16 protein-coding genes are annotated in these 22,593 nt (G+C 69.5%); 3 read left to right on the top strand and 13 right to left on the bottom strand.

Annotation, left to right across the window (positions count from 1 at the left end; all coding sequences use genetic code 11):
- Nucleotides 1–73: 73 nt before the first annotated feature.
- From modA to CKCBHOJB_RS01865, 6 genes are all read right to left on the bottom strand, one after another.
- The gene (gene modA / locus CKCBHOJB_RS01890) at nt 74–880 is read right to left on the bottom strand and encodes a molybdate ABC transporter substrate-binding protein (protein ID WP_281050346.1); all 807 of its coding nucleotides are present in this window, start codon (nt 878–880) and stop codon (nt 74–76) included.
- Nucleotides 881–964: 84 nt separating this feature from the next.
- The gene (locus CKCBHOJB_RS01885) at nt 965–2,035 is read right to left on the bottom strand and encodes a PHB depolymerase family esterase (protein ID WP_281050345.1); all 1,071 of its coding nucleotides are present in this window, start codon (nt 2,033–2,035) and stop codon (nt 965–967) included.
- A 124-nt stretch (nt 2,036–2,159) separates the two neighbouring features.
- On the bottom strand, nt 2,160–2,393 hold the full coding sequence (locus CKCBHOJB_RS01880; RefSeq protein WP_281050344.1) for a hypothetical protein: 234 nt from the start codon (nt 2,391–2,393) through the stop codon (nt 2,160–2,162).
- A gap of 127 nt (nt 2,394–2,520) precedes the next feature.
- A complete protein-coding gene (locus CKCBHOJB_RS01875; RefSeq protein WP_281050343.1) occupies nt 2,521–4,650 on the bottom strand; it encodes an AAA family ATPase in 2,130 nt (709 codons plus the stop codon).
- A complete protein-coding gene (locus CKCBHOJB_RS01870) occupies nt 4,647–8,627 on the bottom strand; it encodes a UvrD-helicase domain-containing protein (protein WP_281050342.1) in 3,981 nt (1,326 codons plus the stop codon). Before CKCBHOJB_RS01870 ends, CKCBHOJB_RS01875 begins: the two co-directional genes overlap by 4 nt.
- 326 nt (nt 8,628–8,953) lie before the next feature.
- The gene (locus tag CKCBHOJB_RS01865; protein WP_281050341.1) at nt 8,954–9,163 is read right to left on the bottom strand and encodes a hypothetical protein; all 210 of its coding nucleotides are present in this window, start codon (nt 9,161–9,163) and stop codon (nt 8,954–8,956) included.
- A gap of 113 nt (nt 9,164–9,276) precedes the next feature.
- Between CKCBHOJB_RS01865 and CKCBHOJB_RS01860 the strand changes: the two genes are divergently transcribed.
- A complete protein-coding gene (locus CKCBHOJB_RS01860) occupies nt 9,277–10,206 on the top strand; it encodes a LysR family transcriptional regulator (protein WP_281050340.1) in 930 nt (309 codons plus the stop codon).
- Nucleotides 10,207–10,484: 278 nt separating this feature from the next.
- Nucleotides 10,485–12,032, top strand: coding sequence for a cryptochrome/photolyase family protein (locus CKCBHOJB_RS01855; protein WP_281050339.1), 1,548 nt, complete (start codon nt 10,485–10,487; stop codon nt 12,030–12,032).
- Between the two features lie 109 nt (nt 12,033–12,141).
- Here the strand turns inward: CKCBHOJB_RS01855 and CKCBHOJB_RS01850 are convergent, their stop codons facing one another.
- The 6 genes from CKCBHOJB_RS01850 to CKCBHOJB_RS01825 form a co-directional block, all read right to left on the bottom strand.
- A complete protein-coding gene (locus CKCBHOJB_RS01850; RefSeq protein WP_281050338.1) occupies nt 12,142–13,617 on the bottom strand; it encodes a class I SAM-dependent DNA methyltransferase in 1,476 nt (491 codons plus the stop codon).
- Between the two features lie 7 nt (nt 13,618–13,624).
- On the bottom strand, nt 13,625–15,133 hold the full coding sequence (locus CKCBHOJB_RS01845) for an RNA-binding domain-containing protein (RefSeq protein WP_281050337.1): 1,509 nt from the start codon (nt 15,131–15,133) through the stop codon (nt 13,625–13,627).
- Entirely contained in the window at nt 15,130–16,704 is a 1,575-nt protein-coding gene (locus CKCBHOJB_RS01840; RefSeq protein WP_281050336.1) for a restriction endonuclease subunit S, read from the bottom strand. Before CKCBHOJB_RS01840 ends, CKCBHOJB_RS01845 begins: the two co-directional genes overlap by 4 nt.
- Nucleotides 16,704–19,550, bottom strand: coding sequence for a type I restriction-modification enzyme R subunit C-terminal domain-containing protein (locus tag CKCBHOJB_RS01835; RefSeq protein ID WP_281050335.1), 2,847 nt, complete (start codon nt 19,548–19,550; stop codon nt 16,704–16,706). The genes CKCBHOJB_RS01840 and CKCBHOJB_RS01835 overlap by 1 nt, the downstream gene beginning before the upstream one ends.
- A 305-nt stretch (nt 19,551–19,855) precedes the next feature.
- Entirely contained in the window at nt 19,856–20,248 is a 393-nt protein-coding gene (locus CKCBHOJB_RS01830; protein ID WP_281050334.1) for an Hsp20/alpha crystallin family protein, read from the bottom strand.
- Between the two features lie 19 nt (nt 20,249–20,267).
- Nucleotides 20,268–20,699, bottom strand: a complete 432-nt coding sequence (locus tag CKCBHOJB_RS01825; RefSeq protein WP_281050333.1) for an Hsp20/alpha crystallin family protein — start codon at nt 20,697–20,699, stop codon at nt 20,268–20,270.
- A gap of 188 nt (nt 20,700–20,887) precedes the next feature.
- On the opposite strand from CKCBHOJB_RS01825, the gene CKCBHOJB_RS01820 reads away from it, so the two are divergent.
- Complete coding sequence (locus CKCBHOJB_RS01820; RefSeq protein WP_281050332.1) at nt 20,888–21,505, top strand: hypothetical protein; 618 nt, start codon at nt 20,888–20,890, stop codon at nt 21,503–21,505.
- Between the two features lie 48 nt (nt 21,506–21,553).
- On the opposite strand, the gene CKCBHOJB_RS01815 is transcribed toward CKCBHOJB_RS01820, so the two are convergent.
- Nucleotides 21,554–22,588 (bottom strand): low specificity L-threonine aldolase, encoded by a 1,035-nt coding sequence (locus tag CKCBHOJB_RS01815; RefSeq protein ID WP_281050331.1) that lies wholly within the window; start codon nt 22,586–22,588, stop codon nt 21,554–21,556.
- Between the last annotated feature and the right edge of the window lie 5 nt (nt 22,589–22,593).

Below are 22,593 nucleotides of genomic sequence, written 5' to 3'. Positions count from 1 at the left end.
GCCAGGGCCCCATTGTGCCGCGCCGCCCGCCCGCCGGGAAAGCGCGGTGCCGCGGCGTGACGGCCGCGAGCGGTCAATCCGGGGGCAGTTCGAAACCGTAGCGCCGCAGCACCGCACGCGCGGCCTCCGTGCCGATGTAGTCGGCGAAGGCGGCCGCGAGCACCTTGCCCTCGGCCTTGCGGGTAAGGATGAAGCCCTGCTCCAGCGGCGCGTGCAGCGCGGCATCGATCAGGTGGTGGCCGCCCTGCGCGGCGAGCGCCGGATTGAGCGCCAGCGACAGTGCGATGATGCCGACCGTGGCGTTGCCGGTCTGCACGAACTGCGCGGTCTGGGCGATGTTCTCGCCCTGCACCAGGCGCGGCTGCACCGCCTCCCACACCCCGGCGGCGCGCAGCGCCTCTTCCGCGCGCTTGCCATAGGGCGCGTGGCGCGGGTTGGCGATCGCGATGCGGCCGATGGCCGGGTCGGCGAGGTCCTGCAGGCGCAGCGCGCTGGCATCGCGGCTGCGGCTCCACAGCACGATGCGTCCCACCGCATAGGGCCGGGTCGGGCCCAGCGCCAGGCCTTCGGCCTCGAGCGCGCGCGGGTAGGCGATGTCGGCGGAGAAGTAGAGATCGAAGGGACCGCCCTGGCGGATCTGGGTGGCGAACTTGCCCGAGGAGCCGTAGACGACATCGACCGTTCCTTCGGGATGCGCGCGGCGGAAGTCCGCCACGATCTCGTCGAGCGCGAACTTGAGGTCGGAGGCCGCCGCCACCGTGATGCGCTCGCCCGCCACCGCTGCCGGCACGAGCGCGTGCAGCGCCAGCAGCAGGGGCAGCCCGAGCAGGCGCAGCGCAGCGCGCAGCCGGGCACCGCAAGCTCCGAACCTCTCATTCACCGTATCGACTCCTTTCCTGCCGTCATGGCGCCGCGCTCGCGCGGACGCCTCCCGCCCTCATCCCTTCCTCGCCCCTCGGCGCCTTCAAGCCCGCGCCCGCCGCCGCACGCCCTCCGCGCCCGGCAGCTGCGCCGCCACGAAGCGCCAGATCAGGCGCGAGGCGTCCGGCCCGCTCGCATCGCTGAACGCTTCGCCGGCCTGTCCGCCGCTCCAGGCATGGCCCAGGCCATCGACCTCGCACAGACGCACGCACAACTGCCGCCCGCGGCTGAAATCGGTGACCGTCATCGCCCGGCGCGCACCGCGCTGGACGAGGCGCGCCTCGCCGGGCACGGCACCGAGCGCCGCCGCCCACTGCGCCGCCGCGGCCCGGGCATTGCGCGGCGAGACCACGAGGTCGTCGCGACCATGGACGACCAGCAGCGGCGGCCAGTTCCCCGGCCCCCCGTCTGGCGCCAGCGCATGCGTGCCGGCGCGGGCTAACTCGGCCGCCGGCAGACGGCGCCCATGCATCGCGGCCAGCGCACCGGCCGCGGAATGCGCATGCCCGGGCGGCACGCCCGCATGCATCGCCAGCGCACGGAAACGCTGCGGATGAGCGACCGCCAGCAGGCCTGCCATGCTCGCCCCGGCCGACAGCCCGGCCACCGCCACCGCGTCGCGGTCCACCGGATACAGCAGGCAGGCCTGGTCGATCGCCGCCATCAGTGTCGCGGCCTCCGCATCGGCGTGGTAGTTGCGGGTGTCGTACCAGTTCCAGCACCCCTGCGGGTTGGCAGTCCGGTCCTGCTCCGGGTACAGCACCAGGAAGCGCTCGCGCGCGGCGAGCCGGTTCATGCGCGTGCTGCGCGCGAAGCTCGCCGCGGTCTGGCCGCAGCCGTGCAGCATCACCAGCAGCGGCAGGCGCTCGTCGTCACGCACGCCGGCGGGGCGGAACAGGAAGAAGCGGCGCAGCCCGGCCGGCCCGATGGCCTGGCCGGCGATCCAGTCGCCGGCGCCGGGCGGCGGCCGATACGGCGCCGCCATCGCGTCGACCGTGCGCGCCACTGCCTTGCCCGCCGCCTTCGCGCCGGCGTGGAAGGCGTGGCGGGTCATCGAGGTCGCGGCGCGCTGCAGCGCACGGGCAAGCGGCGACTTGCGGACGCGCGGGCTCATGGATGGGCGCTCAACGGGAATTCACGCGACGCGCCGGCATCGCTTCGGCGCGCAGGATGCGTCCGACGTGGCCGGCACCGACCGCCCGCGCATCGTCACGCGCTGCACGCCGCCGCGCATCGCCTCATCGCTCGCCGCGCTCCTCGCGCGCCACCGCCGACAGGTCGCGCAGGTACCAGGCCGCATAGGCGTAGCCGACCACGGCGATCAGCGCGGTGAACACCAGGCTGCCCTCGAAGGGCACACCGGCCAGCACGTTGCTGACCACGACGAAGCTCAGGTAGAGGGCGGCGACCATGCCGCCGAGGATGCGGATCAGGGCGAAGGTCTTGCGTTGCTTGAGGGTGGGCTGGGCCATGGCGCAGGCGCCGGACGGCGCATGAAAAGGGTACAGGCCGCAGGGTAACGGATTCGCGCGCTGCTGGCATCGGCCGCGGCGGTCCGGCCGGCAAGGCGGGTGCGCACCGGGCCTGTGCCGCGTCCGCTCAGGCCCGGTGCGCCGCCTCGCGCATGCGGTCGCGCAGGCCGGAGGCGCGCACCGTGCGCGCCGCGCAGCCGGCGACGAACACCGCGCCCGCGCCCGCCACGGTCACCTTCTTCGCCGCCCGGGTGACGCCGGTGTAGATGAGCTCGCGCGTCAGCACCCGCAGCGGCTGCGCCGGCAACACCAGCACCACCTCCTCGAACTCCGAGCCCTGGCTCTTGTGCACCGTCAGCGCAAAGGCGGTGTCGTGCGCCGGCAGGCGCAGCGGCGCGATCGCGCGGAAGCCGCCGTCGGCCGCCGGGAAGAACACCCGCAGCGCCCCGGTCTCGTCCGGCAGGCACAGGCCGATGTCGCCGTTGAAGAGGCCGAGCAGGTAGTCGTTGGCGAGCACGATCACCGGCCGCCCGGGATACCAGCGTCCGCCCGCGCTGCGATCGGGCGCAAGGCCGAGCACGGCGCGCAGGCGCGCCTCCAGCCAGGCGTTGAGCGCGCCCAGCCCGCGCCCGCCCTCGCGCACCGCGACCAGCACGCGGAAGCGCTCGAAGGCGCCCATCGCGGCGGCGACATCGACGCCGGGCGCACCACCGGGTCCGGCGCGCAGCAGTTCGAAGTAGGCGGCGAAGCCGGCCTCGATGCGCGCCAGCGTCGCCGCAGCGGGCCGCGCCTCCGCATCCTCGATCCACTCCGCGGAGGCATCCTGCCCGGCGCCCAGCCAGGCCAGCGCCGCCTCGCCGCGCCCGGCGCGGATGTCGGTCGCCAGCCGGCCGATGCCGGAGTCGGCGCGGAAGCGGTGGCTCTCGGTGAGCCAGACCACGCAGTCCGCCAGCACGCCGCCCGTCGCGCCCGCGGCAGGCGGGGACCCCATGGGAGCGGGCGTGCCCGCGAACGAAGGCTCGGTGACCCCGTTCGCGGGCACGCCCGCTCCCACAAGGTCCGCTCCCACAAGGTCCACGCTTCCAGGGCCGGCTGCTTGCGGAGGCGCGGTACCCGCGGCCTCGCTCCCCAGCCCCAGCCCCAGCCGGGCGCGCATCGGCGCGCTGAACACGCATTCCGCCGACAGCTCGGCGAACACCGCGCCGGCCTCGACCGCGGCGAGCTGGTCCTTGTCGCCGAGCAGCACCAGGCGGGCGGTGGGCGGCAGGGCGTCGACCAGGCGGGTGGCGAGTGCGAGGTCGAGCATCGAGGCCTCGTCGACCACCAGCACATCCACCGCCAGCGGATTGCCGGCGTGATGGCGGAAGCGGCCGGGTTCGGGGGTGACGCCGAGCAGGCGATGCACGGTGTGGGCCTCCGCGGGCAGGCGGGCGACGAGCGCCGCGGGCAGCGTCTGCGCGCGCTGGCGCAGGGCCTCGAGCATGCGTGCGGCGGCCTTGCCGGTGGGCGCGGCGAGCGCGATGCGCAGGCCCGGCTGCGCCTCCAGCAGGCAGGCGAGCAAGGCGGCGACGGTGGTGGTCTTGCCGGTGCCGGGCCCGCCGCTGATGACGGTGAGCCGGCCCTGCAGCGCCAGCATCACCGCGCACTTCTGCCAGTCCGGCGCCGAAGCGGAGCGCGGCGGGAACAGGGTGTCGAGCAAGGCCGGGCGCACTGTCGCCCCCTCCGTACCCGGAACACCTCGGGCGCCCGCCTGGCCCTCGACGAGGACAGCCCCCCCGGCCACCGCCACGCCCTCGACGAAGTCGGCGCCCTGCCCCCGCGCCACCAGCGCCGCCGCCAGCGCGCGCTCCTGGTCGAAATGCCGGCGCAGGTAGAGGCGATCGCCCGCGTCCACCACCAGCGGATGCGCCGAGCGCCCGGGCACGGCCTGCTCCGCCTCGATCACGACGGCGCTGGCGAGCAGCCGCCGGCGCAGGTCGGCGAGCGCCGCGCCTCCGCCCGCAAGCCCGGCATCGGCGAATCCGCCCTCGTCCCACGCGGGCGGCGCTTCGTCGTCCGGGCGCGGGAAGTCGTCCTCCAGCGCGGAGGGTTCCGGCGCGACGAACGCGGCGAGCGGCACGCAGACATGGCCGGCACCGGTCGCCAGCGCCAGGCGTCGGGCGACGCGGTCGAGCAGCGCCAGGCTGTCGGCCGGTGCCCCGAGGCTTGCCGCCCAGTCGAGCAGGTGGCGCGTGAAGCCGTCGGCAAGATCGTTCATGCGACCGCCTCCGCGATCGGCTCGTCCCGGCCGGCGAGCAGGGCGTCGAGCGCATGCAGGGTGGCGGCGGGGCAGCGGTGGTGGAACACGCCGGCGGGCCGGCCGTCCACCCGCCAGCCCGGGCGCACGCCGCGCACGAAGAGGTAGAGCACGCCGCCGAAGTGCCGGTCGTAGTCGTAGCCCGCCAGGCTGCGGCCGAGGTGGCGGTGCAGGGCCACGGTGTACAGCAGGTGCTGCAGGTGATAGCCGTGGGCCTGCATCGCCGCCTCCAGGCGCGCCGGCGCGTAGTCCTCCGGGCGGTCGCCGAGGTGGTTGGACTTCCAGTCCAGCACCCAGAAGCGGCCGTCGTGCTCGAACACCAGGTCGATGAAGCCCTTGAGGTAGCCGTCGAGATCGGCGAAGGCCAGCCGCGGCACGCCGTAGCCCCGCGCCGCCAGCCAGGCGTTGAGCTGCGCCGCCGTCAGTCGCGGCGCGGGCAGGTGGAAGCCGAGCTCGACCAGGCGGCGGCCGTTCGGGACGCTGTCCAGGCGCAGCGCCGCGCATGCTTCATCGGCCGCCAGCAGGGGCGTGGCGAGCACGTCCGCCAGCAGGCCGCGCAGCATGCGCGCGAGCCGCGCCTCGCCGCCGTCCTCGCCTGCGCGCGCGGCAGCCCCCCCCCACGCCCGCCACCCTTCGTCCGCCAGGCGCTGCGGATGGGCCGCCAGCGCGCGCGCGATCGCGGCCTCCCAGCTCGCCGGGTCGGTGAAATCGGCGGCCTCGAACATCGCATGCATGCAGTCGCCGGCGGCGGGGCCGCGCGGGAAGCGCAGGATGTCGTCGGCCGCCACCGGCTGCGGCGAAGCTGCCTGCAACCCAGCGCCCTGCAGCGGCAGATTCCGTGGGAGCGGGCTTGCCCGCGAATCGAGCGCGCCGTCCGGCTCCTCTCCCGCCAGCAGCCGGATCTCCGCGGCCGGCAGCGCGCTCGCGTCATGGTCCTGCGCCGCGCGCTCGTGGGCGGCGCCCGACAGCAGCGCGCTGAAGCTGCCGATGCGCCAGCCCGCCGGCAGCGGCGGCGGGCGCTGGGCGCGCGGGCGCTGGCCGGCGGTGTCGGGCGCGGGCAGCGCGGCGCCGTCGCCCCCGGGGAGATCGTCCACCGCCATCACCGGCTGCCCGTCCACCGTGCTCGCCGCCACCAGCGCACGCCAGTGCGCATCGGTGCCGGCGGGCGTGGGCTTGTGCGCGGCCCAGGCCTCGGCGTCCATGCCGGCGCCGGCCACCATCCAGTTGAGCAGGCTGCGGCCGGCCTCGGTGTGGCTGATCCGGCCGAAGCTCTTGCTGGCGTAGCTGCCGACCACCAGGTAGCAGCGATGCACCGCGCGCGTCAGCGCGACGTAGATCAGGCGCAGGTCCTCGGCCTGCTGCTCGTGGCGGATGCGCGCCTTGACCGCCTTGTCCGCGGAGGCGCCGGCGCGGTAGTCGAGCACCAGCTCGCCGTCCTCGTCGTGCCAGGCGCGCATCGGCCCCTCGTCGCCCTTGCGCGCGTAGCCGTCGAACAGGAAGGGACAGAACACGATGCCGTACTCCAGGCCCTTGGCGCGGTGGACGGTGACGATCTGCACCAGGTTGCGGTCGGACTCGAGCCGCAGCTGGGTGGCCTCGCCGCCCTTGCCGTCGGCGCGGCGGCCGGCGAGCGTGCGCAGCAGCACCTCCGGCGTGGCGCCGCCGGCGTCCTGCTGCAGCAACTCGGCCAGGTGCATCAGATTGGTGAGGCGGCGCTCGCCGTCGGGGCGGGCGAGCAGGCGGGCGGCGACGCCCTCGTCGCTCATCCACTGCCGCAGCATCACGCCGAAGCCGCGCGTCAGCCACAGCTCGCGCCAGCGCGCGAAGGCGTCCAGGGTGGCGAGCAGCGCGGCCTCGTCGGCGGCCAGGCGGGCGAGCGCGGCGGCGTCGTGGCCCATCGCGGTGGTGGCGAGCGCGGCCTTGACGCGGCGCTCGCGCAGCGGCTCGGCGATCGCCAGCAGCACGCGTTCGAGTTCCTCGGCATCGTCGGTGTGATACACGCTGGCCTGCGACAGCTCGACGCTGCCGACGCCGAAGGCCGCCAGCGCCCGGCGCATGCGCGCGCCCTGGCCGTGGCTGCGCACCAGCACCGCGATGTCGGCGGGGGCGAGCGGGCGCTCGCCGATGCGGATGCTGCCCGCGGCACCGGCGGCGAGCAGGCGGGCGATCTCGGCCGCGCTGGCCTGCGCCGCGCGCTGCATGGCGATGGCACGCGGCAGCCGGGTGCCGCCACCCGCCTCCTCGTCCTCGCTCCCCTCCTCGTCCCCGGGTGTCTCGTCGTGCGGGATGCGCCACAGCTGCAGCGGCGGCACCTCCCGCGCCGCCGTGTCGTCGACCAGCGGCTTGCGCGGCCGGCTGCCGGCGCCGACGTGGATATAGTCCAGCCCGTCCATCATGAACACCGCCGGGTTGGCGCCGAACAGGCGGTTGCAGGCTTCGATCAGCGCGGGGGCCGAGCGCTGGTTGTGGCGCAGCGTGTAGCGCGCGTCGGTGCGCTCGCGCGCGGCGAGGTAGGTGAACAGGTCGGCGCTGCGGAAGCTGTAGATCGCCTGCTTGGGGTCGCCGACCAGGAACAGCGTGCCGTGGCGGTCCTCTGCGCGGTAGATGCGGTCGAAGATCCCGAATTGCAGCGGATCGGTGTCCTGGAACTCGTCGATCAGCGCCACCGGGTAGCGCGCATGCAGCGCCGCGGCGAGCCAGGGCTGGTCGCCCGAATGCAGGGCGCGGTGCGCGTTCCACAGGATGTCGTCGAAGGCGATCTGGCGGCGCTCGGCCTTGCGCCGGCGCAGTTCGGCGGTGGTGCGCTCGACGAAGCGGCGCAGCAGGCGCAGGCGCGCGCTCGCGCATTGCGCATCGACCGTGGCGCGGGCGGCGAGCAGCTCGGCGGCGAGCTCGAAGAAGGCGTGGCGCGGCGGGGCGATGCCGCTCTTGCGGCCGGCGGCCGTGGTGCGCCTGGCGAGCGCGTCGGCGGCGAGCAGCGCGAGCTTGTTGTCCTTTTCGCCCGCCAGCGGATGCAGCGCATCGCCGGCCCCCAGCCAGTCGGCCCATTGCCGGGCGGCCTTGGCGACCGACTCGGGCGAGTAGCTGTTGGCGTTGAGGCCGCCGAACGCGGCTTCGACCGCGGCGCGCGCGTCGCCGAGCGTGCCGGCGGCGGCACACGCCGCGGCGTAGGCCGAGTGCAGACGCGCCTCGTCGCCACGAAGGCCGGCACCGACGCAGGCAGCGTCCACCGCTTCCGCGCCATCGCTCGCGGCCTCCAGCGCTACCGAAGCCGAAGCGCCGGCCGCGACCTCGTCCTCATCGGTCTCCGCATCCCACAGGGCGCGCGCGCACGGCCGCGCCATGTGGCGCTTCAGGATCTCGGCCCAGGCCTCGGGGCTGTCGCCGGACTGCAGCAGGTGCGCGGCGAGCAGCGGCGGCAGCCCGCCGCCGGCGACCTCGCGCCGCCAGAAATCCTGCGTGGCTTCGAGGCGCAGCGCGCTGTCGTCCTCGACCAGCTCGAGCTCGTAGGGCAGGCCGGCGGCGAAGGGCGTGTCGGCGAGCGCGCGCTGGCAGAAGCCGTGGATGGTGAAGATCGCCGCCTCGTCGAAGGTCTGCAGCGCCAGGCGCAGGCGGGTGGCGAGCTGTTCCTGCGCGTGGCCGGCGGCGGCGAGATGCGCGAGCAGCTGGGGCACGAAGGGATCCGCCCCCGGCGTGCCGCCGTCGAGCACCTGCAGGGTCTCGACGATGCGCTCGCGGATGCGCCCGGACAGCTCGGCGGTCGCCGCCTTGGTGAAGGTGACGACCAGCAGCGACTCCACCGGCAGCGCACGCTCGAGCAGCAGGCGCAGGTAGAGGCCGCAGATGTTCCAGGTCTTGCCGGTGCCGGCCGAGGCCTCGACCAGGCGGATGCCGTCGAGCGGGCAGGAGAAGACGTCGAGTTCGGGCGCGGCGGTCATGGGCGGGGATGGTAGCGGTCGGGCGCGAGGGTCGCCAGCCCGGGCGGACCACAGCCCGGGCGGACCGCAGCATCCGAACGCCCTCGGGATCCCCGGCGGACATCCCTGCCAGGGCGGGCGGCGCAGTGAGCACCCGGTGGATCGCTCGACAACCGAAAAGAACGATCGGCGACGGATGTTGCCGGACAAAGCAAAGGCCGCAGAAGCCGCATTTACTATCCTGCAAGCATGACGCACAAAACCTTTCCGAGGTCATTCCGCCCCGAAGACAGGAATCCAGTCGGCCCTCGACGAGCTGGATGCAGGCAAGCAGGTGCCGCGCCCGCTCAACGCGCGGCGCGCGCGTCCGCCGACGCAGCGCTGGACGGCGCTGCGATTCCCACAGCCGTCCAGCTGCCCAGGCGGTGATGCTGCGGCCGCCGGTCCGCCCACGCGGCGAGGCGTTCCATCCAGCTCACAGGGGAAGTCGCGGACCGCGGCGCGGACTTCTCGAACGCCGGGGCGAGCGCGATGCGAGGCAGGTTGATGATGTTCATGGGGACCTCCGGATCGGCAGTGCCTGCATTTTGGCAATCGACATCTGCGCACACAATTGGGCAAACTGCGAACGAACTTTGCGAATTTGCAAAGTCCTTGCGGAGACCTTGTCATGCCCGATCTGGAATGGAGTGACCTCAGGCACGCGCTTGCAGTGGGCGAAACAGGCTCGCTGGCGGGCGCCTCACGCCTGCTCGGCGTCAACCACACGACCGTGCTGCGCCGGCTCGACGCGCTGGAGGCGAAGCTCGGCACGCGCCTGTTCGAACGCAAGCGAAGCGGCTACGCGCCCACCGACGCCGGACAGACCGTGCTGGCGCACGCGCGCCACATGGCTGACCGGGTGGACGAGATCGAGCGCCAGATCCTGGGCCGTGATCGCGAACTCACCGGGCTGCTGCAGGTCACGACCGCCTTCGTCATCATGGAGCACCTGCTGCCCGCGCCGCTGGCCGACTTCGCCCGTGCCTATCCCGGCATCGAGGTCGAGGTGTCCGAGAACGCGTATCTCGTCGACCTGTCGTGCAGGCGGCCGGAGCTCGTCGGCCAGAGCCTGGCGCAGCGGGAGGCGGACGTGGCGCTGCGCATGTCGGGCCAGGTTTCCGAACACCTCGTCGGGCGCAACCTGGGCGTGACGCAGTGCCGCGTCTATGCCCGTCGCGGCGCGCCCGGGCTGCCGCAATCCGTGCAGCCCCTCCCGGCATTGGTGCGCGATGCGCCCTGGGTCGCCTTCGAAAAGAACCAGCAGGACCGCATCTACGACCGCTGGATGCGCGCGCAGATGGAACACGCCCGCGTCAGGGTCCGCGTGGATATCTTCAACGCAACCGCCGCCATGTTGCGTACCGGCATCGGCGTCGGCGTGCTCCCCACCTTCATGGAAACCGCCAACCCTGATCTGGTACCCGTGTCCGAGCCGATTCCCGAACTGGCTGCACCGATCTGGATGCTGACGCACCCCGATCTGCGGCAGACGGCCCGGGTGCGCGCCTTCATGCAGCACGTCGGCGATGCACTGACCGAACGCTTGCGCGCGATCTAGAAGCGCCCCCGGGGCGCGCAACGCGCCAACCGTTGCAGCTCTCTGGAGTCGGACGGGTCACTCGAACAGCAGGGGGCTTTGTGGTCCGAGTGGCGGATCATGGCCGAACCGAGACTTCCGCCCGCCGCCCTGAGCACCTATGCGAACGATCTGCGACAGCGGGAACCATGCGGCCCACGGTGCATCGCAGACACATCGGTTTCACGGCCCCTGGCAGAGCCGCCTGCTCGGCCGCTTCGATCCTCCAGCGGCGCAACTCAACGCCCCCGCGCTCACCCATGACCACCCTCCGCCTCATCCTCGGCGACCAGCTCAACGCCGCCCATTCCTGGTTCCGCGTCCCGCGCGCCGACGTGCTCTACCTGATGATGGAGGTGCGCAGCGAGACCGACTACGTGCGCCACCACGCGCAGAAGGTGCTGGCGATCTTCGCTGCGATGCGCGCCTTTGCCGCCGCGCTGGAGGCCGCCGGCCACCGGGTGCGCTACCTGAAGATCGGCGACGCCGACAACCGCCAGGCCTTCGCCGCCAACCTGGCGCAGGTGGCGGCCGAATGCGGCGCAACGCGCTTCGAGCGCATGGAGGCCGACGAGTGGCGGGTGGAGCGCTTGCTGGACGAAGCCGCGCAGACGCTGGCCCTGCCGCATGCGGTGGTCGGCAGCGAACACTTCCTCGCCGACCGCGTCGAGCTCGCTCAGCGCTTCGCCGCCAAGGTGCCGCGCATGGAGTTCTTCTACCGCGACATGCGCCGCCGCCACCGCATCCTGGTCGATGCCGAGGACGGCCCGGTGGGCGGGGTGTGGAACTTCGACGCGCAGAATCGCGAGAAGTGGCCGGGCGATCCGCCTGCGCCGGAGTGGCCGTGGGGCGGCCACGACCTGACGACGCTCTGGGACGAGATCATCGCTGCCGGCGTGCAGACCATCGGCACGCCGCACGCCGAGCGGGTACGCTGGCCGCTGACTCGCCGCGAGGCGCGCACCGGCCTGGCGCACTTCGTCGAACACGCCCTGCCCTGGTTCGGCCCCTACCAGGACGCGATGAGCACGCGCTCGACCACGCTGTTCCACTCCGGGCTCTCGTTCGCGCTCAACATCAAGCTGCTGCATCCGCGCGAACTCATCGATGCCGCGGTCGGGGCCTGGCAGGCGGGCAAGGTAGAGCTGGCGAGCTGCGAGGGCTTCGTGCGCCAGATCCTGGGCTGGCGGGAATTCGTGCGCGGGGTGTATTGGGCGCGCATGCCCGGCTATGCGCAGGGCAACGCGCTCGATGCGCGACGTCCGCTGCCAGGCTGGTACTGGACCGGCGACACGAAGATGGCCTGCCTGCGCTACGCCATCGGCCAGTCGCTGGACACGGCCTACGCCCACCACATCCAGCGCCTGATGATCACCGGCAACTTCGCGCTGCTCGCCGGCTGCGACCCGGACGCGGTCGACGCCTGGTACCTGGGCATCTACGCCGACGCCTTCGAGTGGGTGGAGATGCCCAATACCCGCGGCATGAGCCAGTTCGCCGACGGCGGCGTGATCGCCAGCAAGCCCTACGCCGGTGCGGCGAGCTACATCGGAAAGCAGTCGGACTACTGCAAGGCCTGCGCCTACGACCCAAGGCGCCGCCATGGCCGCGATGTCGGCAAGAGCGGCGAGCCCGCCTGCCCCTTCAACAGCCTGTACTGGGACTTCCTGCTCCGTCACCAGGCCCGCTTCGCGCGCAACCCGCGCATGGCGATGCCCTACAAGGCGTGGGCGAAGATGGATGAAGCGGAGCGCGCCGCCACCCTGGCGCAGGCGGCGCACTACCTCGGCAGGCTCGACACGCTCTGACGCGCGCGGGCGCATGGCCGCGCCATGCGGCGCTCGAAAACCTCCGCCCAGGCCTCAGCACCGTCGCCGGGTGCAGGTCCGGACGCTCCGTGCGGCCCCTGGCCCGCTTCTAGGCCAAGCCCTTGAGGATCTCCCGGAAGCTGTTCAGACCCGCCTCGATGTTCTCGATGATCTCCTCGGCCAGGTCATCCGGCTCCGGCAGGTTCTCCAGGTCGGCCAGCGACTTGTCCTTGAGCCAGAAGATGTCGAGGCTGGTCTTGTCGCGGGCGAGGATCTGCTCGAGACCGTACTTGCGCCAACGGCCTTCCGGGTTTTTCGTCTCGTGCCAGGTTTCCTGGCGCGCGTGACGGTTCGCCGGGTGGTAGCAGGCGATGAAATCCTGCAGATCCTCGAAGCGCAGCGGCTTCTTCTTCAGCGTGTGGTGGATGTTGGTGCGGTAGTCGTAGATCCACACCTCCCGCGTCCACGACTCCTTGCGCGCCGGCTTGTTGTCGAAGAACAGCACGTTGGCCTTCACACCCTGGGCGTAGAAGATGCCGGTCGGCAGGCGCAGGATGGTGTGCAGCTCGGTGGTTTCCAGCAGCTTCCTGCGCACCGTCTCGCCGGCGCCGCCCTCGAACAGCACGTTGTCCGGCAGCACCACGGCCGCCTGGCCGGTGGTCCTGAGCATGCTGCGGATGTGTTGCAGGAAGTTGAGCTGCTTGTTCGAGGTGGTCGCCCAGAAATCCTGACGGTTGTAGGTCAGCTCGTCGGTTTCTTCCTCGCCCTCGGCGTTGGTGAAGCTCATCGAGCTTTTCTTGCCGAACGGCGGGTTGGCCAGCACATAGTCGAAGCGCCGGCCATCGTCGGCAATCAGCGCATCGTTGGGGGAGATCGTGCTCTGGCCGTCGATCTCGCCGATGTTGTGCAGCAGCATGTTCATCAGGCACAGGCGGCGGGTGCTGGCGACGATCTCGTTGCCGTGGAAGGTCGAGTTCTTGAGGAAGGCTTTCTGTTCCTTGTCCAGCGCCGGGTTGGCGGCCAGGAAGTCATAGGCGGCGAGGAAGAAACCGCCGGTGCCGCAGGCGGGGTCGGCGATGGTCTTGCCCGGCGCGGGGCGCACGCACTCGACCATGGCGCGGATCAGCGCGCGCGGGGTGAAGTACTGGCCGGCGCCGGACTTGGTGTCCTCGGCATTCTTCTCCAGCAGGCCCTCGTAGATGTCGCCCTTCACGTCGGCGCCGAGCTTCACCCAGCGCGTTTCGTCGATCATGCTGATCAGCCGGCTCAGCTTGGCCGGGTCCTGGATCTTGTTCTGCGCCTTGGTGAAGATCTGCCCGAGCATGCCCGCACTGCCGCCGAGCCGCATCAGCGTGGTGACGTAATGCACTTCCAGTTCGGCGCCGCGCTTATCCAGCAGGCTTGCCCAGTCGTGGCCTTTGGGAATGCCGATGTCGCGCCTGTGGGGCGGCCTTGCGTATTCGTCGGCCATCTTCAGGAAGATCAGGTAGGTCAGCTGCTCCAGATAGTCGCCGTAGCCCACGCCGTCGTCGCGCAGGGTGGTACAGAAGCTCCAGACTTTGGAGACGATGGCATCGGTGCTCATGAATAGGTCAGTCCTGGGAATTCAGTTGCGCCCGGCCGGCGGCGGTCAGGCGGTATTTTTGCAAACGGCTGTTGGGCTTGTCGGGCAGGGTGTATTCGATCAGGCCGGCGTCGAGCAGACTGCGTATGCTGCGGTTCAGCGCGCCGCTGACCGACGGCAGGGCGAGCCGGCTGGCCAGCTCGGCCTTGCCTAGCGCGCCTGCGCTCAAGGCCGCCAGCACGCGGCGCGCCTGCGACTCTGCCCCTGACTCTGCCCCTGACTCTGCCCCTGACTCTGCCCCTGACTCTGCCCCTGACTCTGGCTGCGGCTTGACGCCAGCCTGGCTGGCTGTCGCACTAATCGGCAGGGTTGGCAGCATCACCGTCACCCGAAAGATCGACTCCTCGCGCAGGATCGGGTCGTGCCCGCCGAAGGCGCGGGCGTACTTGAACAGGTTGCGCACGCCGGAGCCCAGCTCCTCCGCCCACTGCATCTCGCGGAACACGCGGGCGATGGCCGGGTTCTTCGGCGAGGGAGCGAAGTCGTCGGGGCGCAGCAGGCCCAGGCCGTGCGGGTTGTTGCTGTTCTCGGTGATCACCCGGTCGCGCTGGATGATCAGCTTGGCCGGGAAGGGGTTGAGGTATTCGCGGTGGATCAGCAGGTTGGCTACCACCTCGCGGAAGATGCGGTCGCGCAGGCTGACGCGCCGGTTGCCCTCCAGATAGAAGGGGTCGGCAATGTGCTTGTTCACGAAGGCCATCAGCCGGTCGTAGCTTTCCAGCAGGTTGGTGCGGATATCGTCGCGGTCGTCGTAGCGGTCCAGGTCATGCACGCGCAGGATGGCGTCGGTGCGATGGTGCGGGACCACGCCCAGCACCACCTCGTCACGGCCGAACAGCAGGGCGCCGGCCATGGAGATGCCTTCGGCCCCGGTCTGGTAGTCGCGCTGGTACAGGCGGGCGCTTTTCAGCAGCTCCAGGTCGTCCAGCTCGGCCCAGGGGTGGCCGGCGCGTTGCAGGCGCACGTTGCGGCGCACCCGCTCGATCAGATCGCTGCGCAGGTCGTTCAGGCGGATATGGGGAAAGATGCGGTTTTCGCTGTAGCCGACCTGCTTGCGCAGGTACAGCTCGGCCAGTAGTTGCCCATGGCCGGTGATGTCGAAATCGCCATCCTCGTTGCGGCTGAAGATGCGGTTGTTGCAGCTGTGTACCTGCGAGCTTTCCGGCACGCTCAGCACCAGCAGGGTCTGCCCGTCCAGCGCCACCGGCTCGGGCACCAGCGGCATGGGTGGGTTGATCTTCTGCGGGTTGTGCAGGGTGTTGGCCAGATCCTTGCGCATCTGCGCCAGCGCCTCGGGGGCGATGCCGGTCACCTGGCCGTCATCCGCCGCGCCCAGCACCAGGGTGCCGCCGCGCTGGTTGAGGAAGGCGCAGATGGTCTCGTAGATGTCGCGGTTGAGCGCCTCGCGGGCGCGCTTGAACTCGACGGTCAGCCCTTCGCCGCCGCGCAGCAGTTGGGCCAGATGGTCCGGGGTCATGCCTCAGCCCTGCGCTGGCGCCCGCGCCTTGCGGTGGGCGGTTGGGCGGCGCGTTCGGCGCGGATGCGCTCCAGCAGCGCGCTGGCCGGCTCGTCGTCGGGGTTCTGTGGCACCAGTTGGCCGGAGAAGGCCTTTTTCAGGATGGACTGGCGCAGGGCTTCGGCCTGTTGCATGGAGTTGGCGATGGTTTTTTCGAGTTGCTCGAGGTTGGAGAGCTTTTCATCCAGCAGCCGGGAAAGCTGCTCCTGCTCTTTGGCGCCACAAAGCGGAATGATGGTATCTCGGCATATTTCGAGTGTCAGGTTGAACTGGCCTGCCGTGGCTTTTGATTTGCTCATCATGCGGCGGACATTGATCTCGCTCGACAGGAATGCGGCCAGCAGCTTGTTTTGAATTAGCTCGCTTCGGTAAATGGCAATCGCTTGGTTAATATTCCACTCCGGATAGGTCTCAGGGACAATCGAGACCTTGCCAAGCGGGGGGCCGACAATGTTCATTAGAACGTCGCCGGGATAAACCTTGGATCTCGCCAGGAAGCCGTTGTGGGTGTCTTGGCTGACAAAAGTGGGAGACACCGTGAAGTCTAAAGTCCCGGTTTTGGTGAGGTTGTAGACTTTTATGAATGGGATTTCCCCAGTCCCATCAAACAGTAGTTCCTTTCCAGGGGTCGTGCCCTTCGTGATGAAGTCGCTGATAGCCTCAGCCTTGACATAAACCCATCCCTCCGGAAGTTCCGGCAACTCTGCCAGCTCCTCGGCCGTCAGCGGCGGCAGCGCTTTCGGCTCCTTGGGCTTGGCCGGCTTGCTGCCGGTCCTGCCGGCGGCTTCCCAGGCCTGCTGCGCTTCTTCCCATTCCGCCAACTGCTGCTGATAGCGTGCCTCGCGCTTCTGCTGAATGCGCGCCAGCGGCGCTTCGGCGCTTTCCAGCTTGTCGGGATTCCGCGCCCGCCACTCGGCGGTCAGCTTGCCCTCGAAGGCGTGCTTGAGCAGGGCCTGGCGGTAGACCTTGAGTTGTTGCTGGGCGGTGCGCAGGGTTTCCACGCCTTTGTCCAGTTCGGAGAACAGTTCTTCGAGTTTGTTGGTAATTCGGCCCTGCTCAGGTGCTGGCGGGATAAGTAAGTCGAAATCACCAATCTGTTCGAAGCTTACCCTTGGTCTGTCGCCTTCGTTCAAATGGTTGGCGAATCTGACAAAATCACGGGCATTCAGGCGATATTTCAGGAAGGAGCTTTTGATTAACTCATTTTCGGGGAAAACTATAAACTCTGCAGAAGCAAGTCCGTCACTTTTTGGTTGTGCAATCTTGTTGAGGTAAGGGCGCAGTCGGCCGTACAGGACGTCGCCTGCGTAAAAGCGCGCAGCATTACTTTTCATCTCCCGCGCCGGAACGGAGCCGATGATTTTAGTGGTGTGCGCCTCTACATGATCCATGCCTATAAAAGGCAAATCTGGAAAGCTTTCTGGGCTAACTTTTTCTCCGCGAGGCTCTATTGCACCGCTGAGCTTTAGCTTCACCCAGCCACTTGGTAGTGGTTGCTTTTCTGTCAGCTCATTATCCAGCGATTCACTCATCACGCCACCAACGCCTCATTGATCTCATCCAGCACCGCTTCATAGTCGTCGCCGAACTGCTCATAGAACTCGCCCAGCCCGCCCGCGCGGTCGAAGGGCGCGAAGTCTAGCGCGTCGGTGTCGATATGTACCGAGCTGGCGATGTGGTCGCGGATCATCTGCAGCCACTCCATCTGCTGCTCGTTGAACTTCTCGCCCTTGCCGGCGTGGCGCTTGAAGATCCAGGTCTTGAAGTTGCGCGCCACCGTCTCCTCGAAGGGCGTCAGTTTGTCGTCCAGCCCGCAGGCGCGGCGGATCAGCGCTACCAGCGCGGTGAGGTCGCTGACCGGGTGCTTGCCCTTGTAGTCTTCCAGCCGGGCATAGGCATGCCAGACATGCAGCGGCGCCAGCTTGGGGCGGTCAGCCTTGAGCGCGTCGAGCACCGCGCGCAACTGCTCGAAGGTGACTTCGCGGCGGCGCTGCGGCACGTTGAAGTAGATGGTCAGTGCTTCCAGCTCGTCGCGGTGCGCCTGCAGCCAGGCGGCGAAGTCTTCGGTCTGCTGGCGAGCCACCTCGACGCTGTCAGCTTGCCAGCCGGCATGTAGCACCTCGTCCAGGGTGTCGTGGTCGATGATCTGCTCGCGCTCGCGGCGGATGCGGTCGATCAGCTCGATCAGTTCGCCGTTGAGCACCTTGGCCGCCTGCTTGACCAGCTCGGCCTGGGCCTGGTCGCGCAGTGCCTCGCCCGGATCGCTGCCCACTGGCATGCCAGCCAGCTCCAGGGCGCGCGCTTCGACCCGGTCGGCGTCGATGGCGTTGAACAGCCCGGCGACGATATGGCTGAGTGGCTTGCCGCCGGTATGCGCTTCCAGCTTCTTGTGGTCGGCGGGCTCCAGTTGCTTGGCCAGCCGCGCCAGCCGGCCGGCCAGCGAACTGACGGTATCGCTGTCGCTGGCGCCCATCATCACGCCCATGGCGAGATCCTTGAGCGGCACGCTGGGCTTGGTGATCAGCGGCTGGCTGGCGGTCTTCAGCGACTTGGTGACACCGATGGCATCGACGATGACGTAGTGGGTCTTGGCGGTCTTGGCTGCCGAGGAGACTTTCTGCAGGTCGTCCTTGTCGAGGGTGCGGGTGCCGCGGCCCTTCATCTGCTCGAAGTAGTTGCGGCTCTTCACGTCGCGCATGAACAGCAGGCACTCCAGCGGCTTCACGTCGGTGCCGGTGGCGATCATGTCCACGGTGACGGCGATGCGCGGGTTGTACTCGTTGCGGAACTGGGCGAGCACCGAGCGGGGGTCTTCGCCTTCCTCGACGATGTTGCCCTCGGCATCCTTGCGCCCATCGGCGACCCGGTAGGTGACCTTCTTGCAGAAGGCGTTGCCTTCGCCGAATTCCTCGCGCACGCACTGGATGATGTCGTCGGCATGGCCGTCGGTCTTGGCGAAGATCAACGTCTTGGGCACCTGGTAATGACCATCGGCTTCAACGCGGTCGGGGAAGATCTCCGGCAGCCTGTCGCGGAACGTGCGGATGACGGTGCGGATCTGGTCGGGGCTGACGATGTCGCGGTCGAGCTGTGTGCCGCTGTAGGCCTCGTCCTCGTCCTGCTGCTCCCAGCGTTTGCGGCGGGTCAGGCGCTCGCGCCGCTCGACCTGCTGTTCGGCCTTGAGCTGGCCGCCTTGCTTGGTGACGGCGGTTTCGATCAGGTAGACCTCGTTGCCGACGTTGACGCCATCAGCCACCGCCTTCTCGTGGCTGTAGTCGCTGACCACGTTCTTCCTGAAGAAGCCGTAGGTGCGGTTGTCCGGGGTGGCGGTGAGGCCGATCAGGCTGGCATCGAAGTAGTCGAGCACTTGTTGCCAGAGGTTGTAGATGGAGCGGTGGCATTCGTCGATGAAGATGAAGTCGAAGAACTCCGGCGGGATGGCCGGGTTGTAGGCCACCGGCATCGGCTTCTTCGGCTGGGTCAGCTGCTCGGCCGGGCTGCGCTCCTCCAGCGTCTCGTCCAGCTCCTCGCCCTTGAGGATGGCGTACATGCGCTGGATGGTGCTGATGCAGACCAGGCTGTCTCTGGCGATGTAGGAGGACTTGAGGCGCTGAACCGGGTACAGCTCGGTGAACTTGCGGGGGTCGTCGATGGGCAGATAGCTCATCATTTCCTGCTCGGCCTGTTCGCCAAGGTTCCTGGTATCGACCAGGAACAGCACTCGCCTGGCGCCAGCGTACTTGAGCAGACGGTAGATGGCGGTGATGGCGGTGTAGGTCTTGCCGGCACCGGTGGCCATCTGGATCAGCGCGCGCGGCTTGCCCTCCCTGAAAGACTCCTCGAGTTTGCCGATTGCCTTCTCCTGGCAGTCGCGCAGACGGAGCTCACTGGCCGGCCGCTCGTCCGGGTTGAGTAGCGGCATGCCTTGCAGGCGCGCACGCAGAGTGGCGGTCTGGCCGAGCCATTCACGCAGGGTTTCCGGGCGATGGAAGCTGAACACCTCGCGGGAACGCGGCTTGGGATCGCGGGCATCGGTGAAGCGGGTGATGACGCCGGTGGCCTCATAGAGGAAGCGCAGCGGCTCGCCGGCCTTGACCCATTTCAGCCGGGCGCTGGCATAGCCCTCGGTCTGGTCCTCGACGGCAGTGATGTGATGACCGGCGGTCTCGGGCTTGGCCTCGATCACGCCGACCGGCTTGCCCTCGACGAACAGGATGTAGTCGGCAGGGCCGACGCTGGTCTGGTATTCGCGCACGGCCACACCGATGCCCGCGCTGAAGTCGATCTTCGTCTTGGCCTGCACTACCCAACCGGCGGCAGTGAGCTGTGCGTCGATCTTGTCGCGGGCGCGTTGTTCGGGGTTCTGGTTGAGGGCCATCGAGCAAGCTTCCATCACTGCGTGCATATGTTGCCCGGATGGTATTCCCTTTCGGTTGTCGGCAGCGAGACCGCCTAAGCGCGCCACATCCGGCGGCTGATGATCACCGGCAACTTTGCGCTGCCTGCGGACTGCGACCCGGACGAGGTCGTCGCCTGGAAACTCGGCATCAACAGCGACGCCTTCCAGGCATACGATCGCCATCGAACAAAACGCCCGCAACAGGCCTCCCCATTGCGGGCGTCATTGCGGCACCAGGCCGCGCGCCCAGCGCACGGCGGTGACGTTGACTGCGGACAGAAAGCTCAGGCGATCTGCACCTCGATCCGCTTCGGCTGGGCGTGCTCGGCCTTGGGGATGCGCAGCGTCAGCACGCCGTGCTCGAACTTGGCCTCGACCTTGTTGGGGTCGAGTTCGCGCGACAGCGTGAACACGCGGCGGTAGCGCGGCAGCTTGACCTCGGCGTGGGTCGCCTCCATGCCCTCGGGCACCGGCAACGCCAGCTCGCCCTCGATGCTCAGCGTGTCACCCTCCACGTGCAGGTTCAGGCGCTCCTTGGGCACGCCGGGCAGGTCGGCGTACAGGGTGATGCCGCCGGCGTCCTCGATCACGTCGACGGGCGGCAGCAGTGCGGCGTCCTCGCGCGCCTGGTCGGCGGCCTTGGCGGCGGCATTCGCGATATCGGGCTTGGTGCTCATGGTCGGTCCTCCGTGATCCTTACTGGATGGCGATGCGGCGCGGCTGGGCTTCTTCCTTGCGCTGGATGCGCACGTGCAGCACGCCGTCGCGGTACCTGGCCTCGATCGCATTGGGATCGACATCGTCGGGCAGGTTGACGACGCGACGGAAACGGCCAGCGAAGCGCTCGCCGATATGCACGGTAGCCTTCTCCGCTACCTCCGCCGCCTTGCGCTCGCCGGCGATGGTCAGCGTGCCCTTCTCGAGCTGGACGTCGAGCGTGGCCGGATCGAGGCCGGGCGCGAAGGCGTAGACCTCCACCGAGGTCGGCGTGCCGCCGACGTTGAGCGCGGGATAGCCGCGGGTCAGGCCGCGAATGCTCGGGCCGGTGTCGAAGGACTGCTGCATCTCGCGCTGCAGGCGGTCCAGTTCCGCGAACACGTCGCGGGGAAACAGGGAACGGGCGTACATGCGAACCTCCGGTCGTGGTGTGGAACGGGCGCCGCAGCGGGCGCCCGCACCCTCCCTAACTAGGGTGCCACGGAGGCGATTTCAAGCCCCGGCCCGCCCCCGCCATCTAGAATTCACGCAGACGATCGCTGCGCCGCGTGCTGCAGGAGCCGCATCGGAACGACGGGCGGGACCACACGGAGAACGGCATGAAGAACCATCTCGACGAGCTGCTCGCCGGCATCGCGGCGCTCCAGGAGGAGCTGGAAGCGGAATACCGCAGCCGGCGCGAGGAGCTGGTGCGCAAGCGGATCGAGCTCGCCGACCGCTTCCTGCGCGAGCAGCAACGGCACAAGATCGGGCTTTTCCGCTATCTGCGGCGCTCGCGGCTGCCGGTGGCGCTGACCGCGCCGCTGATCTACCTGGGCTGGATCCCCTTCCTGCTGACGGACCTCTTCGTCACTCTCTATCAGACGGCATGCTTCCCGATCTACCGCATCCCGAAGGTCAGTCGCAGCGGATACATGGTGTTCGACCGCAGCGATCTGCCCTACCTGAACCTCATCGAGAAGTTCAACTGCTTCTACTGCGCCTATGCCAACGGCGTCGCCGCCTACGCGCGCGAGGTGGCCGCGCGCACCGAGCAGTACTGGTGCCCGATCAAGCACGCCCGCCGCATCGGCCACGCGCACGAACGCTATCCGCACTTCTTCGACCACGGCGACGGCGAGGCCTTCCGCGCCGGGCTGGAGCGCCTGCGCCGGCAGTATGAAGCAGAAGACGTGCAAGGCCGTCCGCCCACGGACGATGAGCCGCCGCGCTCATGAAGGCGGGCGGGCGTACGGGCGCCGCCGCCGGCGCGCGCCGCGCGGGGTTCAGCCGGCCAGGGCGCGCACGTCGGCGAGCAGCGCGTCCACGCTCGCGGGCAGGGTGTCCCAGCCGCACATGAAGCGCGCGCCGCCGGCGCCGATGAAGGTGTAGAAGCGCCAGCCGCGCGCGCGCAGGCCGTCGAGCACCGCCGGCGGCAGTTCGCAGAACACGCCGTTGGCCTCGACCGGGAACATCAGCTTCGCGCCCGGCACCTGCACCAGGCCGGCCGCCAGGCGCTGCGCCATGGCATTGGCGTGGCGGGCGTGCTCGAGCCACACCTCGTCTTCCAGGATGCCGAGCCAGGGCGCGGACAGGAAGCGCATCTTCGAGGCGAGCTGTCCGGCCTGCTTGCAGCGGTAGGCGAAATCCTCGGACAGCCTGCGGTCGAAGAACACCACCGCCTCGCCCACCGGCAGGCCCATCTTGGTGCCGCCGAAGCACAGCACGTCGACGCCCACCTTCCAGGTGATCTCGGCCGGCTTGACGCCGAGCGTGGCCACCGCATTGGCGAAGCGGGCGCCGTCCATGTGCACCCGCAGGCCGTGTTCGCGCGCGCAGGCGGAGATCGCCGCCACCTCGTCCGGTCGATACACGGTGCCGACTTCGGTGCTCTGCGTCAGCGTCACTACGCGCGGCTTGGGGTAGTGGATGTCGCTGCGGCGCGAGATCACCTCCAGTACCGCGGCGGGGGTGAGCTTGCCATTCTCGCCGTGCGCGGGCAGCAGCTTGGAGCCGTTGGAGAAGAACTCCGGCCCGCCGCACTCGTCGGTCTGCACGTGGGCGAGCTCGTGGCACACCACGCTGTGATAGCTCTGGCACAGCGAAGCGAGCGCCAACGAGTTGGCCGCGGTGCCGTTGAAGACGAAGTAGACGTCGCAGTCGGTTTCGAACAGTTCGCGCAGGCGGTCGGAGACCTCGCGCGTCCATTCATCCTCGCCGTAGGCAGGGGCATGTCCGGCGTTCGCCGCCACGAAGGCCGCCATGGCCTCCGGGCACACGCCGGCGTAGTTGTCGCTGGCGAAATGTTGAGTCGGGTGCATGACAG

The organism is Thauera sp. GDN1 (assembly GCF_029223545.1).
Lineage (GTDB): Bacteria > Pseudomonadota > Gammaproteobacteria > Burkholderiales > Rhodocyclaceae > Thauera.
The sequence above is the reverse complement of the archived record's forward strand: the minus strand, read 5'-3'. Positions and strand labels throughout refer to the sequence as shown.

Excerpts from the sequence above, each read along its gene's own strand:
- CKCBHOJB_RS01885 (WP_281050345.1), bottom strand. The coding sequence starts at position 2,035 with ATGAGCCCGCGCGTCCGCAAGTCGCCGCTTGCCCGTGCGCTGCAGCGC.
- CKCBHOJB_RS01880 (WP_281050344.1), bottom strand. The coding sequence starts at position 2,393 with ATGGCCCAGCCCACCCTCAAGCAACGCAAGACCTTCGCCCTGATCCGC.
- CKCBHOJB_RS01875 (WP_281050343.1), bottom strand. The coding sequence starts at position 4,650 with ATGAACGATCTTGCCGACGGCTTCACGCGCCACCTGCTCGACTGGGCG.
- CKCBHOJB_RS01870 (WP_281050342.1), bottom strand. The coding sequence starts at position 8,627 with ATGACCGCCGCGCCCGAACTCGACGTCTTCTCCTGCCCGCTCGACGGC.
- CKCBHOJB_RS01865 (WP_281050341.1), bottom strand. The coding sequence starts at position 9,163 with ATGAACATCATCAACCTGCCTCGCATCGCGCTCGCCCCGGCGTTCGAG.
- CKCBHOJB_RS01860 (WP_281050340.1), top strand. The coding sequence starts at position 9,277 with ATGCCCGATCTGGAATGGAGTGACCTCAGGCACGCGCTTGCAGTGGGC.
- CKCBHOJB_RS01855 (WP_281050339.1), top strand. The coding sequence starts at position 10,485 with ATGACCACCCTCCGCCTCATCCTCGGCGACCAGCTCAACGCCGCCCAT.
- CKCBHOJB_RS01850 (WP_281050338.1), bottom strand. The coding sequence starts at position 13,617 with ATGAGCACCGATGCCATCGTCTCCAAAGTCTGGAGCTTCTGTACCACC.
- CKCBHOJB_RS01845 (WP_281050337.1), bottom strand. The coding sequence starts at position 15,133 with ATGACCCCGGACCATCTGGCCCAACTGCTGCGCGGCGGCGAAGGGCTG.
- CKCBHOJB_RS01840 (WP_281050336.1), bottom strand. The coding sequence starts at position 16,704 with ATGAGTGAATCGCTGGATAATGAGCTGACAGAAAAGCAACCACTACCA.
- CKCBHOJB_RS01835 (WP_281050335.1), bottom strand. The coding sequence starts at position 19,550 with ATGGCCCTCAACCAGAACCCCGAACAACGCGCCCGCGACAAGATCGAC.
- CKCBHOJB_RS01830 (WP_281050334.1), bottom strand. The coding sequence starts at position 20,248 with ATGAGCACCAAGCCCGATATCGCGAATGCCGCCGCCAAGGCCGCCGAC.
- CKCBHOJB_RS01825 (WP_281050333.1), bottom strand. The coding sequence starts at position 20,699 with ATGTACGCCCGTTCCCTGTTTCCCCGCGACGTGTTCGCGGAACTGGAC.
- CKCBHOJB_RS01820 (WP_281050332.1), top strand. The coding sequence starts at position 20,888 with ATGAAGAACCATCTCGACGAGCTGCTCGCCGGCATCGCGGCGCTCCAG.
- CKCBHOJB_RS01815 (WP_281050331.1), bottom strand. The coding sequence starts at position 22,588 with ATGCACCCGACTCAACATTTCGCCAGCGACAACTACGCCGGCGTGTGC.